The sequence below is a fragment of the Acinetobacter sp. UBA5984 genome, assembly GCF_002429925.1.
Lineage (GTDB): Bacteria > Pseudomonadota > Gammaproteobacteria > Pseudomonadales > Moraxellaceae > Acinetobacter > Acinetobacter variabilis.
In genome coordinates this window covers 1-13,157 of the sequence record NZ_DJBE01000078.1, presented here as the reverse complement: position 1 = coordinate 13,157, position 13,157 = coordinate 1, and the positions used below count along the sequence as shown (strand labels likewise).

Annotated in this window: 16 protein-coding genes and 2 tRNA genes; 11 read left to right on the top strand and 7 right to left on the bottom strand. The window is 43.5% G+C overall.

Translation table 11 applies throughout. The annotated features are described in order from the left end of the window. Nucleotides 1–49 precede the first annotated feature (49 nt). Nucleotides 50–643: a hypothetical protein gene (locus B3J29_RS13025; protein ID WP_005232599.1), complete on the top strand. Its 594-nt coding sequence runs from the start codon at nt 50–52 to the stop codon at nt 641–643. Nucleotides 644–981: 338 nt separating this feature from the next. Here B3J29_RS13025 and hisF read toward each other — a convergent pair whose 3' ends face one another. After that, entirely contained in the window at nt 982–1,740 is a 759-nt protein-coding gene (hisF, locus tag B3J29_RS13020) for an imidazole glycerol phosphate synthase subunit HisF (protein WP_004781588.1), read from the bottom strand. A 113-nt stretch (nt 1,741–1,853) separates the two neighbouring features. On the opposite strand from hisF, the gene B3J29_RS13015 reads away from it, so the two are divergent. Genes B3J29_RS13015 through B3J29_RS13005 form a run of 3 tightly spaced genes read left to right on the top strand, consistent with a single transcriptional unit; the run spans nt 1,854 to nt 3,870 of the window. Next, entirely contained in the window at nt 1,854–2,801 is a 948-nt protein-coding gene (locus tag B3J29_RS13015; protein ID WP_005232598.1) for a homoserine kinase, read from the top strand. A 26-nt stretch (nt 2,802–2,827) separates the two neighbouring features. Next, nucleotides 2,828–3,454, top strand: coding sequence for a DUF1294 domain-containing protein (locus tag B3J29_RS13010; protein WP_005232597.1), 627 nt, complete (start codon nt 2,828–2,830; stop codon nt 3,452–3,454). Between the two features lie 20 nt (nt 3,455–3,474). After that, nucleotides 3,475–3,870 carry a DUF4870 family protein gene (locus B3J29_RS13005; RefSeq protein WP_005232596.1) on the top strand — a complete coding sequence of 132 codons (396 nt, stop codon included), beginning with the start codon at nt 3,475–3,477 and terminating at the stop codon, nt 3,868–3,870. A 61-nt stretch (nt 3,871–3,931) separates the two neighbouring features. On the opposite strand, the gene B3J29_RS13000 is transcribed toward B3J29_RS13005, so the two are convergent. The 5 genes from B3J29_RS13000 to hisB form a co-directional block, all read right to left on the bottom strand. Beyond that, nucleotides 3,932–4,861, bottom strand: coding sequence for a DMT family transporter (locus tag B3J29_RS13000; RefSeq protein WP_005232594.1), 930 nt, complete (start codon nt 4,859–4,861; stop codon nt 3,932–3,934). 67 nt (nt 4,862–4,928) lie between these two features. Beyond that, nucleotides 4,929–5,663 (bottom strand): 1-(5-phosphoribosyl)-5-[(5-phosphoribosylamino)methylideneamino]imidazole-4-carboxamide isomerase, encoded by a 735-nt coding sequence (hisA, locus tag B3J29_RS12995; RefSeq protein WP_005232592.1) that lies wholly within the window; start codon nt 5,661–5,663, stop codon nt 4,929–4,931. A gap of 221 nt (nt 5,664–5,884) precedes the next feature. Then, complete coding sequence (locus B3J29_RS12990) at nt 5,885–6,547, bottom strand: 3'-5' exonuclease (protein ID WP_034580436.1); 663 nt, start codon at nt 6,545–6,547, stop codon at nt 5,885–5,887. A 151-nt stretch (nt 6,548–6,698) separates the two neighbouring features. After that, nucleotides 6,699–7,316: an imidazole glycerol phosphate synthase subunit HisH gene (gene hisH, locus B3J29_RS12985; RefSeq protein WP_005232590.1), complete on the bottom strand. Its 618-nt coding sequence runs from the start codon at nt 7,314–7,316 to the stop codon at nt 6,699–6,701. Then, the gene (hisB, locus tag B3J29_RS12980; protein WP_005232589.1) at nt 7,316–7,909 is read right to left on the bottom strand and encodes an imidazoleglycerol-phosphate dehydratase HisB; all 594 of its coding nucleotides are present in this window, start codon (nt 7,907–7,909) and stop codon (nt 7,316–7,318) included. The genes hisH and hisB overlap by 1 nt, the downstream gene beginning before the upstream one ends. Nucleotides 7,910–8,005: 96 nt before the next feature. On the opposite strand from hisB, the gene B3J29_RS12975 reads away from it, so the two are divergent. From B3J29_RS12975 to tehB, 7 genes are all read left to right on the top strand, one after another. Next, nucleotides 8,006–8,383 (top strand): GNAT family N-acetyltransferase, encoded by a 378-nt coding sequence (locus B3J29_RS12975; protein WP_004781604.1) that lies wholly within the window; start codon nt 8,006–8,008, stop codon nt 8,381–8,383. A 203-nt stretch (nt 8,384–8,586) separates the two neighbouring features. Then, nucleotides 8,587–8,662 (top strand) — tRNA-Phe (locus tag B3J29_RS12970). A 137-nt stretch (nt 8,663–8,799) separates the two neighbouring features. Continuing rightward, nucleotides 8,800–8,875: transfer RNA gene (locus B3J29_RS12965), tRNA-Phe, on the top strand. A 298-nt stretch (nt 8,876–9,173) separates the two neighbouring features. Beyond that, nucleotides 9,174–9,605: a hypothetical protein gene (locus tag B3J29_RS12960; protein ID WP_262734487.1), complete on the top strand. Its 432-nt coding sequence runs from the start codon at nt 9,174–9,176 to the stop codon at nt 9,603–9,605. A gap of 231 nt (nt 9,606–9,836) precedes the next feature. Next, nucleotides 9,837–10,337: a hypothetical protein gene (locus B3J29_RS12955; protein ID WP_005232586.1), complete on the top strand. Its 501-nt coding sequence runs from the start codon at nt 9,837–9,839 to the stop codon at nt 10,335–10,337. 241 nt (nt 10,338–10,578) lie between these two features. Next, a complete protein-coding gene (locus B3J29_RS12950) occupies nt 10,579–11,328 on the top strand; it encodes a hypothetical protein (RefSeq protein WP_005232585.1) in 750 nt (249 codons plus the stop codon). Between the two features lie 194 nt (nt 11,329–11,522). After that, nucleotides 11,523–12,389, top strand: coding sequence for an SAM-dependent methyltransferase TehB (tehB, locus tag B3J29_RS12945; RefSeq protein ID WP_005232584.1), 867 nt, complete (start codon nt 11,523–11,525; stop codon nt 12,387–12,389). A gap of 98 nt (nt 12,390–12,487) precedes the next feature. Here tehB and B3J29_RS12940 read toward each other — a convergent pair whose 3' ends face one another. Then, nucleotides 12,488–12,868, bottom strand: a complete 381-nt coding sequence (locus B3J29_RS12940; RefSeq protein WP_005232583.1) for a hypothetical protein — start codon at nt 12,866–12,868, stop codon at nt 12,488–12,490. Between the last annotated feature and the right edge of the window lie 289 nt (nt 12,869–13,157).

The following is a 13,157-nucleotide window of genomic DNA, read 5'->3' as shown; positions in this document are numbered from 1 at the left end:
CTAGCCCTTTGTTTGACCTATAGTGTAAACAAACAGGGAGGAAAAGATCATGTGGAAAGGCTTTCTAGCAGGACTGGTCGTAGCCAATGGCTTTGAATGGTTCGCGCATAAATATGTGCTGCATGGTACCCATCGGGCAGGGCAGACGCGTTATAGCCCAGTGCCGGACAGCATGCGCTCACATTGGGAACATCATCGTGAAGTTCGCAAGACCAGATTTTCTGATTATGCCTATGTTGAAGGTTTGAAAAACTGGCGAATCCGTAATGAAATCGGTTCACTGGCCGTCGCAGCGAGCGTATTCGGGCTGGCTTTTTATCCCTTGTCCAAAGGCATGTTTTTGGCCACGCTATATAGTGCAGGCAATTATTTTTATATGCATCGGCGGGCACATCTGCAACCAGAATGGGCCAGAAAAAAAATTCCCTGGCATTATGATCATCATATGAACAGTAACCAAGATGCCAACTGGTGTGTAACCAAGCCCTGGTTTGATTATTTGATGGGAACCCGGGTGATTTCTTCAGCAGATTTACAGGAAAAAAATCCCCTTGGTATTGCCTTGCCGGAGCAGATCTCTACGCGCTTAACCCACTTAACCCAGCGTTATTTCCCGGCTAAATGGGCTAAAGATCGTGATTAAATAACTTAAAATTCGAGTAATCTGCCACATAAAATGTTAACCATTTCTCACTTTGGTTAGCCCTGTCGTGATTTGTCAATAAATTCTGTATATATTGTCAATATTGTGCTCAGGATTTCACCTATATTTGCGTCTGTTGATGATTGAAAGTCTTATCAACCTGCATACAGATTGAGTTATATTGTAAATGTCAAAAATACCAAGTGCTGTAGTTCTTCTTGGTTTTTATAGGGAGTCGCAAGACTCCTTTTTTTGTCCAGAATTTAAATGATTCCTAAGAATAATCCATAAAAAAAAGAGCGTGATATTCACGCTCTTTTTCATTTGAAGGCTGTTGTTTAGAGACGCATTTCAATGCCTTGAGCAGCTAGATAAGCCTTGGCTTCAGGAATGGTATGCTGGCCAAAGTGGAAAATAGAGGCGGCAAGTACTGCATCGGCACCACCATGGATAATCCCGTCAGCCAGATGCTGCAAGTTGCCTACGCCACCAGAGGCAATCGTCGGTACAGTGACGCGGTCATTGATAGCACGCATGAGTGGAATGTCATAACCTGCTTTGGTGCCATCGGCATCCATAGAGGTAATTAACAGTTCGCCTGCGCCGTAGCTGGCCATTTTCTCTGCCCATTCCAGGGCATCAATACCGGTCGGTTTGCGTCCGCCGTGGGTAAAGATTTCCCATTTATTCTCGCCAGTTTTTTTGGCATCAATCGCCACCACGATACATTGCGCACCAAAACGCTGTGAGGCTTCCTGTACAAACTCAGGGTTAAAGACTGCTGCCGAGTTAATACTGACTTTATCCGCACCTGCATTTAACAGTAAACGAATATCTTCGACTTTACGCACGCCACCGCCTACGGTAAGCGGTACGAATACAGATTCAGCCATACGCTCAACGGTACGGTAAGTGGTGTCGCGTCCATGATGTGTAGCGGTAATATCAAGGAAAGTGATTTCATCGGCACCTTGTTCATTATAACGGCGTGCCACTTCTACCGGGTCACCCGCATCACGAATATCAAGGAACTGAACACCCTTGACTACGCGACCGTTGTCGACGTCCAGACAAGGAATAATACGTTTAGCTAGCATAAATTTTTCCAATTATTACAGCCGATTATGAAACTCACCCACGCAAGCGCTACACCTTGGTAGATGGAAACGGTATTCTAGCAAAAATATGTAAGTTTTTTCGCAGGTTTTCTATGTCGGTTTATACCACTTTGACTTTAAAGGAAGTTCAGGATTTCGCAGCACCTTATGGACTTGAGGTGATTGATCTGATTCCCATTCAAGGAGGTATCCAGAATACGAACTATTTTCTGGTCTGCGAAAACCAGCAATATGTGCTGACCGTTTTTGAAGATATGGATGAACAGGCCGCCGGAGAACTGGTGCCGGTCTTGCAGCATTTGGGGCAGGCAGGTCTGGCCGTACCGGTGCCTTTATCCCACTCAGGTAAAGCCATTCACACGCTAAAAAATAAGCCCGCACAAATTGCGCCACGTATGATGGGTGAGCATCCGATGCCATCTACCGTTGCGCATGTGGAAGCGATTGCCATTGCTCAGGCCAAAATGCATGTGGCATTGAAAGATTTTAAACTTGAGCGTGCCTTTGTCCGTGACCATGCCTACTGGTATAACGTAGCACAGGAAATTAAACCAAGCCTGAACGCAGCAGATAAAGTCTTACTAGGCAAACTTCTGGGCCTGTATGAAGCTTTAACCGCAGTATATCCAGATCGTCCACGTGGCTTTATCCATTCGGATCTGTTTCGTGACAATACCCTGTTTGAGGGTGATCAGCTGAAAGGAATTCTGGACTTTTATGAACTGAATAAAGATGAATTCCTGTTTGATATCGCGATTACTTTAAATGACTTCTGTACCAATTATCCGGAGGTTACTTTAAATGAAGAAAAGGCCAATGCCTTTTTAAAAGCCTATGAAACTATTCGCCCTTTAACTGCAGATGAAAAATCATGTCTGGAGCTTTACCTGGCAATGGCTGCGGGTCGTTTCTGGATGATGCGTTTACAAGTGGCACAGAAAAATGCGGCTGAAGGTCGTACCGGTGAAGATATTCTGCAAAAAAATCCGGAAGAGATGCGTAACATGCTGATTGAACGTTTAAAATTCGTGACAGCTTAACTTTAAAATAAACAGGAACAGGCAAAATGCGCGATCAGGGACGTTTAGTGGAATGGTTTGATGACAAAGGCTATGGCTTTATTCAGCCCAATGATCCGGCCAAAGATCGCGTGTTTTTGCATATCAAGGATTTTGCCCGTCCCGGTCCACGGCCAATTGTCGGCTGTGCGCTGGATTATCTGGTGATTCTGGACGAGCAGGGCCGTTATCGTGCCCAGCAGGTTATGTACCTGAAAGCATCACAAACCAAAACGGCAAAAACAAAAACTAAAACATCAGGCCGAAGCCAGCAAGAAAAACTACAGCCGATGCAGGTTGCTTCTGTGGCTTATATTCTGGTATTAGTGGGACTAAGTTTAGCCGGCTTGTTGAGTGGAATGATCCTGTTGCTGGTGAGCCTGATGAATGTTCTCAGTTACTGGCTATATGCCCAGGATAAGGAAGCGGCACAATTGGGCAATCGCCGTATTCCAGAAAATACCCTGCATCTGGTGGCATTTCTAGGAGGGTGGCCGGCAGCTTGGCTGGCACAGCAAAAATTACGGCATAAAACACAAAAACAACCCTTCCGGCAAATTTATTTTTGTACTATAGCTTTTAACATCATTTTGATTATATGGCTGATTTCTCCCTTCAACAGCCTGAATATCTAGAAACAACCACAGGAGCGTAGATGAACTATTCAATTGATAAAGACTCAAATCGCACGCTAACCCTGATTCTTTATATCTTATATATCGTGGCCATTTTTAGTGGTGGCTTGCTGGCAGTGATTGCACTGATTATTAACTATGTGAAGCGCTCGGATGTACGAGGTTCGATTTTTGAAAGTCACTTTACCTGGCAAATCCGCAGTTTCTGGTGGTATCTATTCTGGAATATTGTAGCCTTTGTGCCATTCCTATTCCTGTTCTTTACCCATGAAGATCCGGACCTGTTTGCAGGCGTCGCTTTTGGCGCATCCACTTTCTGTCTGGTTATAGTCTTTGTTTCCTGGATCTGGATTGTCTATCGCGCGATTCGCGGCATTATGCGTCTGAATGACAATCGACCGATGTATACCAAATAAAGTTAGCTATATTTCTTTAGATAAATAACTCCCCCTTTTTTAAGAGGGGGAGTTCATAAGCTTAGGAAAGATCTTCCTTCAACTCTTCTATTTTTTCTTTTCTGAAAAATTTTGGTTTCCATTCGCTGGCAATCACCCCAAGTACCACCATCAATCCGCCTAGAAGTGCCAGCGCAGGCAAACGTTCTCCCGCCATACGTCCAAATAAACTTGCCCAGATCGGTTCACCCGCATAAATGATCGCAGCTTGAGAAGGATCTACCATTTCTTGTGCCCAGTTCATCACCAGCTGAATACAGGCACTGACAATACCGAGGCCGACCAAAATACCTGCCAGATGCCAGTGAAAGTCAGGTAACTGAGTTTCACCCAGCATCGGTGCCATCAGAAAACAAAATAGCGAGGCAAAAATGAGTTGTAGCACGGTGACACGCCGGGTATTCACCTTTGGAGCAAAATGACTGATAAAAATAATCTCAAGCGCAATGGCAATTGAACCAAGTAAAGTCAGCGCCTGACCAAAATTCAGCTGAATGGCACCAAAGCCATTGCCCGTCAAAAACACCAGACCAAGAAAGGCAAATAGAGCCCCGATCCAGGTCATAAAATGCGGTTTCTTACGGAACAGCAGCCAGAGTAGTAGGGGCACCAATGGAACATATAGTGCAGTCAGAAAGGCCGATTCACTACTGCTAATCGTTTGCAGACCCACCGTTTGTGTTCCATAACCGATTGCAATCACCGCCCCGATGAGGGCACCCGCTGCCACTTCTTTGAGTGTTATGCCTTTCAGATGCTTCAGCGAAAGCAAGGTAACGGCAATTGCCGCCGCTGCAAAGCGTAGCCCGACGAAGATCACGGGACTGCTAAAATGCAGGCCATATTGTACGGTGATAAAACTGCCGCCCCAGATGATGGTAATCAGGATCAGAGCAAGTTGAGGAACTTTCGTTCTCCAAGTAGAGGGAGTTTGGGAAACAGGTGTCGACATGGGAGAGAGGATCAAAAAATTGAACAATAAAAAAGAGGTCCACAGACCTCTTTTTCAGCAGACGCTATTATAGCGCTTCTTGTTCATCCAGCAATAATTGTGCTTCACGCAGATTCAAAGTGCCTTCATAGATCGCACGACCAGTAATCGCACCTAAAATACCAGGCTGGTCTTTCAGGTTACGCACGTCATCCATATTTGTTACACCACCTGAAGCAATCACAGGCAGACCTGAATATTGTGCCAGATGTACGGTTTGCTCGATGTTGACACCCTGCATCATGCCGTCACGAGCAATATCGGTATAAACAATACTAGACACGCCTGCATCCGCAAAACGTTTTGCCAGATCAGTCGCTTTTACATCAGTGACATTCGCCCAGCCATCAGTGGCTACCATGCCGTTCATGGCATCAATACCCACAATAATATGGCCTGCAAATTTCTTGCATGCTTCTTCTACAAATTCAGGATTTTGTACTGCTTTTGTACCAATAATCACAAAAGACACGCCTGCTTCCAGATAGTGCTCAATAGTTTCCAGTGAGCGGATCCCGCCACCAATCTGGATAGGCAATTCTGGCTGTGATTTAGCAATCGCTTCTACCACTGGCTTATGAATCGGTGTACCTGCGAAAGCACCATTTAAATCTACTAAATGCAAGCGGCGAGCGCCTTCATTTACCCAATGCTGTGCTGTTGCCACTGGATCGTCAGAAAATACGGTATCGTCTTCCATACGACCTTGTTTTAAACGGACACATTTGCCATCTTTCAGGTCAATTGCAGGGATGATCAGCATGCTTTCGCTCCTTGCTCAATCTTTAGAATGAATTTCAGTGAGTTCATCTTAGCAAATAAAGTCGAAATTTCTAACTCTTAAACGGTATGAAAAAAGAAAACCTGTCTGAAGATATGCTGGAGTGACAAGATTTTATTCTTCAATTTTTTATTCTTTGCAATACTCCTGAGGGAGTCTGATATCAAAATGATATTTCGCTAGAAAACTGATCTTCTGTTCATTCAAATTTTTGAATGCGGGCGAATTTTCAATTTTAGTGAAGTATTGGGAACTTCCTTGGGACTCAGGCCACGGTGCAGCAATTCTTCAAAGACCAGTAAAGGTGCATAGGCATCTGCAGCCGCATATTCAATCTGTGCCTGACTGAGATGTTTTTTCGCCCAGTTCGATGTCGTAACCCGTTTCGATTTAGGAAAATTCACCTGAAATAGCAAAGCCATCGCATTTTTTAATCCAAGAGGATTTTTAATGCCGAACGCACCAAAGCACTTTGACAGTTCAATGACACTGTTCAGCTCAATGCCTCTTTTACGGAAGAGATGCGCATCATTTTTCAGGCCAAAACCGACTTTGATCTGGTCTCGATTGGCAAAAATCGGTTTCAGAAAATCCCAAATGGCAGCATTCATCTGAAACAGGTAAGCTTTTTCTAGAGTGGCCAGCTGAACCAAATGCGGACCAGTGGAAACTTCACCGACCTTGAAAGTCGGTTTGGACTCAGTGTCCAGACCAAAGACCGAAATCTGCTCAAGTTCTTCACGTAGAGCTTCACATTGCTGAATGCTGTTAATCACCACAATATTTTCAGGTGCGATATTTTGAAAAGGTGGAAAAGTCGCTATTGTCTCTTTACTCGGTATGACATCATTTGGCTGTGTATCCATGATTAAAGAATCTTCCATTGATGAATATTCAGGTTGAATAGAGCATACCTTAGAGAAGGAAGCTTGGATGTGAATTATTTTTCAAAAATAAAATTTTAAACTGTAGCCCATAAAAAAGCCCGCATGATGCGAGCTTTTTGAATATATTGGATTAGATATTCCAATCCACAAAGTTTTTTAGCAATTGAAGGCCTGCAGTATGGCTCTTCTCCGGATGGAACTGAGTCGCAAACAGGTTGTCTTTATGCAGGGCAGTACAGAAATCAATACCGTAGTTACAGGTCGCTGCCACGATGCTTGGATCTTGCGGTTCTACATAGTAACTGTGCACGAAATAGAAACGTGCATCCTGAGCAATGTCTTTCCACATTGGATGGCTTGGATCGGCCTGATGTACCTGGTTCCAGCCCATATGCGGTACTTTCAAACCTGCCATTTCAGGGAAATGTTTGACTTCACCTGCAAAAATACCCAGCGCATCCGCACCGCCATTTTCTTCGGAACGTCGCATCAGGGCCTGCATGCCGACACAGATGGCCAACACCGGTTTGTTGAACACGGCATTACGCACGACTTCATCAATTCCGGCTTCATGCATGCCTTGCATACAGTCACGCATCGCACCCACACCCGGAAAAACGATTTTGTCGGCTTGGGCGATCAGTTTTGGATCATTGGTTACATCTACCGTTGCACCGACGTGTTCAAGTGCTTTGGCTGCTGAGTGTAGGTTTCCCATGCCATAGTCAAGAAGGGCAATACGGGTCATTACAAGGTACCTTTGGTTGAAGCAACAGTATTCGCAGCACGTGGATCAACTTCACATGCCATACGCAGTGCACGGGCAAATGCCTTAAATACACTTTCGATCTGGTGGTGACTGTTTTTACCTTTTAAGTTGTCAATGTGTACAGTCATCAGCGAGTGGTTGACAAAGCCCTGGAAAAACTCAGAGAACAGGTCTACATCAAAACGGCCAATCATGGCGCGGGTAAATGGAATGTCCATAAACAGACCCGGACGACCAGACAGATCCACCACCACACGGCTTAAAGATTCATCAAGCGGCGCATAGAAGTGTCCATAACGACGTAAGCCTTTTTTATCACCCAAAGCCTGAGCGAACGCTTGACCTAAGGTAATACCACAGTCTTCTACGGTATGATGGTCATCAATTTCCAGATCTCCATCACAATGAATATCAATATCAAACAGCCCATGTCGCTTGATTTGATCAATCATATGATCTAAAAATGGAATACCAGTGTTTAAAGTGCCTTGACCAGTACCATCGAGGTTCAAACGAACTCGAATTTTGGTTTCGTTGGTATTTCTTACCACTTCACTGATACGATCTGTCATAGACACGTTCCTCAAATACGTCAAAATGATTGATGTAGAAAATATTTTCGCCGTGACGACGTCACCGCATATTAGATTGCTCAGGAGGGTTTATCAATGCCTATTACCGTACATGCTTATACTTCTCTAGAAAACGACGAAGTGCGCAGCCAGCTTGAGCGACTGTATGACACTAGCCCTGAATTTAGTGATGGGGCAGATGCCATTGAACATCTAGAGCAAAACCTTGCACAGTATACCTTACTTTATACCGCAGAATTTAACACCAAAATCATCGGCGCCATCTGGTGCACGGGACAAGGCGAAAGCCGAACCCTGGAAAATATTGTGGTGCATCCGGCCAACCGTGGACGCGGGGTTGCAGAAAGGCTGGTGAGTGAGGCATGCCGAATGGAAGAGGAAAAAGGAGTAAAAGCATTCGTACCGGGATGTGGGGCCATTCACCGCTGTCTGGCAAATCTTGAAAAAATTTAAATACAGATAAATTTCAAGCAGCCTTCGGGCTGCTTTTTTTGTAAATAACAGATTCAATTTGTTTTATTAGTCAGGTATTTGCTGAGAATATTGAAAAATATTGCTGTATAAACATGCAAATCGATGGAAAAGTAAACATTTGGTGATTTTTATACGTTATGTACTTGACGATTAAGAGCTGAAACTGTTTAATACGCGACATCGGCGTGATAGCTCAGTTGGTAGAGCAACGGATTGAAAATCCGTGTGTCCCCAGTTCGATCCTGGGTCTCGCCACCATATTCAAAACGATTTTAAAGTTTTCAATCCCTGATCCCATCAGGGATTTTTTTTTAGGCCAAAATTCAGACACTCAATCTTTTTTTTCATAATTTTGATTGACTAATGTGTCCAGATACGGCTTAATACACCGCATCGGCGTGATAGCTCAGTTGGTAGAGCAACGGATTGAAAATCCGTGTGTCCCCAGTTCGATCCTGGGTCTCGCCACCATATTCGAAAAAACCTCAAACATTGTTTGAGGTTTTTTTTGCCTGTAATTTTTGATTCAGCCCAAGAATTAACTTGTTTTGCCATCCATCTGAACAGGAATGAGTTCTCTAAATAATCAAGGTAATCTAATAGATAACTAGATTAAATACAGACTTTAGCAACCGATGAAGGCATTCAGGTTGTGAAATTTGAAGTAGGGGAAAGCCCATGAATAGTATAAAAACATCTTTATTTGGGATTCTGTTAGGTACATTGAGCATAGGAGTACACGCGGAAGAACAGAAACCGGTGCTTATCCTTGCCGACGATGACCATTATGGCTGAACCTGAAATGAGTAATGAAACTGGCTATGTTCCATTTATTGAGAATGAAGCCAATCGTCTTGCCTTGCAGCATCAGGTAATCCGAGGAACCAAGGATGCAGAGAATTTCATGGTCAATCCAAATGTGCTGGCAAACCTCGATATCAAGCCGACCCAAGCTCCAGATTTGAGTCTACTGTCACCTGCACTGCAACAGTATGTGATGACCATCGCCCAAGGCTTACAATCTAGTGATCCAACCCAAGGGCTGTATACACTGCTGGAGAATGTCGGGATCGATCGTAGCAGCAGCATGCAGCCAGGGCGTGGCCTTCAATTACAGATCAATCTGGACAAGGTGAATCTGGGCTTATTAGAAAACTACAACAATCCATCCCCTGTAGCACAATTTCCAAGATCTCCTTAAAGGACGAGCCAGTAATGCAGATCGATCCCCGCAAACCGGGGATTTTTGCTTTTTTTAAATTTAACCTTTGATTAATTTATGTTTTTTAGGAGCTTTGTTCCTGATTTGATGGTTGGTTTTATCAGGGTGTAATGGGTTCGATTGACCGTTTATCAAACTTAACAATAAGAAGCTGTATTACTTGTAAGATTTAATCTGACGCTTTCCCTTTTCCAACCGAGGGGTAATAAGATGAATCTCCTAAAATCCATTCAAAGCTTGGGCCTGATGCTGACCTGTACTGCTTTTACTCTCCCTATATTGAGTCACGCAACTCCTGCTCATTCTGAAACAACGGTACTTCCCACCTTAACTGTCATGGCAGAGCCTGAAATGCGTGCTGTGACGGAAATCACGCCTTATCAGGAAGGTGCCAGCCAGCGTAAGGCTTTGCAGATGCGCCTGATGAAAATTGAACGCGATATCCAAGCTTATAGTGTCGATGGTGATGTTGTTGCAAATATTGACATAGGGGCAGCAGCGCCTAATCCTGATCTGGACAGTTTGCCTACTGTGTTCCGAGAATATGTACTGGCAGTAGCGCAAGGCTTGCAGTCTTCAGATCCAAGAAACGGAATCTATGTAATTCTGCAACCTTTCGGTATTGACCGGAATGCCACCAATGTCCAGATCGTCCGGGAACAGTTTGATCCGAATCGGCTTGAGCTCAGTCTGCCTTTTGGTTCGCGCTAGCACACAATCCGGTGGGCCAGGCTGATCAGGTCAGTCAGTTTCGGTATAGCCAGATCACGTCATGGAGAAAGGGTGGGTTAAAAACTTATTTCCTTTCTTCAGGCTTTTTACTGGATTCATTTTTCAGTATTGAGAAAGCACATTCACAAATGTGAAAAGTTCTATGTCTTGAATTATGCTGGAAAAATAAGCATAGTGTAAAAAATCAATAAGATCTGGATGACAGACCTGGAGCGTGTAGATGCCCCGTGTTTTTATGATTATCGCTGGAGTGGTACTGGTAATTTTGATCTGGTTATTTTATCAAAATTCTGTAGAGCAAAAACAGCAGGCCGATTTGCAGGAATATGAAACGGTACTGGAAGAAAAAACCGGATCTATTTTGCAGCAGGCACAGGATTGGTCTAAACCGATTCAGATTGATCTGGAAGATAATCGCCTGGACGGGGATTATGCTGTGATGGCTCAGTTTATTTTGGGTCAGATGCGTGATCGTGCCGAGGCTCGCAATCAGTATTTACGTGACCTCAAAGCAGCGGACTGGGATCGTTTTCTGGATATTGACCGCTTAGCCAAAGATCAGGCTCAAGACTATAAAGAAACCGAAGCCATGCTGAAGCGTGTGCATGAAATTGTCGATGGCTATGAACAGATAATTCAACAGCGGGCAACCCAGCAGTTAGAGCAGGTGAAACAGCTGGACATTAAAAGCCGTTATCGTCAGCAGCTGGCAGATAATCTGAAAGCCAATCAGCAGCAGGATAATGCCCATGCAATTTTTGAAATTGAGAAACAGAGTCTGGCCAAAGCAGACCAGTTATTTCTGGTGCTGAAAAACAATAAATGGGAAAAGAAAAACCAGACCTTTATGTTCTATGAAGATGCACCCTTAAAGCAATTCAATAAGCTCTATCAGGAAATAGTGCAGCTTAACCAGCAAATGACTCAAGTGGATCAGCAGGCTCTTAAAGAAGCAGAGAACAAACTCTAAATATAAGGGTCTTATGGATTTTTATGCGCTAAATTGTATTGAGGTTTTCTTGCTAGATCGATCAGTCTTACTGCATTGCTTACATCAAAGATGTACCAGTTCTCATCTGTAATAGAACCAACTATGCTTGAGAAAAATGAATATCCAGAAGCATACTTGCAGACGGAAAGAGAAGATAGGGAGCACAAGCTTTTATGCAACAACTGAGATGTTATAAAGAATTTCCGGTCTGGTCACAGCAAGCTATTCCACAAGGGTTCAAGCAGCCACATAATACCAAAGCGGGGACTTGGGCAAAGCTGACCGTTCTTAAAGGTGAGCTGCATTTTGCCATGCTGGATCAGTCAGGTCATATACAGTCTGAACATGTATTTACGCCAGAGCAGCAACCACCGTTTATTGAACCACAGGTATGGCATAAGATTATTTCTGCCAGTGAAGATGCAGAATGTCAGCTGCGTTTTTACTGCAAACCTGAGAATTACTTCAGCAAAAAATATCAGCTAAGCCCGACTCATTCGGAAATTCTGGCGGCTATGCCGTATTTAAAGGGTGGCCGTGCGCTGGATGTCGGTTGTGGTTCAGGCCGCAATTCGCTGTATTTGAGCCAGAACGGTTTTGAAGTTGATGCCTGGGATGTGAATGAAAATAGTCTGCAGACCTTAAGACAGATCATTCAGGCCGAAGAAATCGGGAATATTCAGGTTCAGCAACGAGATTTAAATCTTGACCCAAGTATTCAGGGCCAATATGACTTTATCTGCTGTACGGTAGTGATGATGTTCCTACAGGCCGATACCATTCCACCTCTTATTGCACAGATGCAGCAGGCGACAGTGCCGGGCGGTTATAACCTGATTGTCTGTGCGATGGATACCGATGATATTCCGGTACAGCCAGACTTTCCGTTTAGTTTTAAGCCGGGACAGCTTAGTGCCTATTATAAAGGCTGGAATCTGGTGAAATACAATGAAAATGTAGGTGAATTACATCGTGTAGATGAACAGGGCAACCGGATCAAGCAGCATTTTGCGACTATGCTAGCCCAAAAAGTCGAATAAGAGATTTATACAGTTTTTAGATTTTTGGCTTTAAATCAGAGAGAGCCAAAAATAAAAAAAGATGTCACCCGGACATCTTTTTTTATGCTTAAAAAATCTTAAGCTGCTTTTTTAAACCAAGAGAACCAGCCTTTTTTCTCGGCTTTTACTTCTGCTTTTTCAGCAGCCGTATCTTTGGTTTCTACTGCTTCAGTTTGCGCAGCTTCAACGTGTTGTTCTGCTGTAGCTTGAGCCATTTCTACTTGAGTCGTTGCTTCTGTTTTTACTGCTTCAGCTTTAGTTTCAGCCGCTTGTTGAGTTGCAGCAACAGTCGCTTGAGCAGCTTCAACTTTCGCTTGTACAGGTGCAGCAGTTTCTTTAGCAATAGTTTGGGTTGTTTTGGTTACAACAGTTGCTGGCGCAACTTGAGCTTCAGTTGCCATTGCAGATGCAGAAGTCGCTACGATTGCAGTTGCGATCATTGTTTTAAGCATGTTCATATAAACCCTTTTAAGGAAATAGGAAAAAAGAGGCTTGATCATACACGTATGAAATTTAAGTGATTAATAAATATTATTTTATTGGTTGAATATTCAACTAAAATTACAAAGGGATAACATATATTTCTACTTATAATTTTGATTAATAGTGGAGATGTAAAATGAGAGTGACAAGCTGGGTCGCACATGTTAAAAAGAAACTAAGGAAAAAGTTATTTTCTCTTTATAAAAATATAAAAACATAGATAAGACCTCTTTCATAAATCATTTTTGCTCAGTTCCAAGTTGT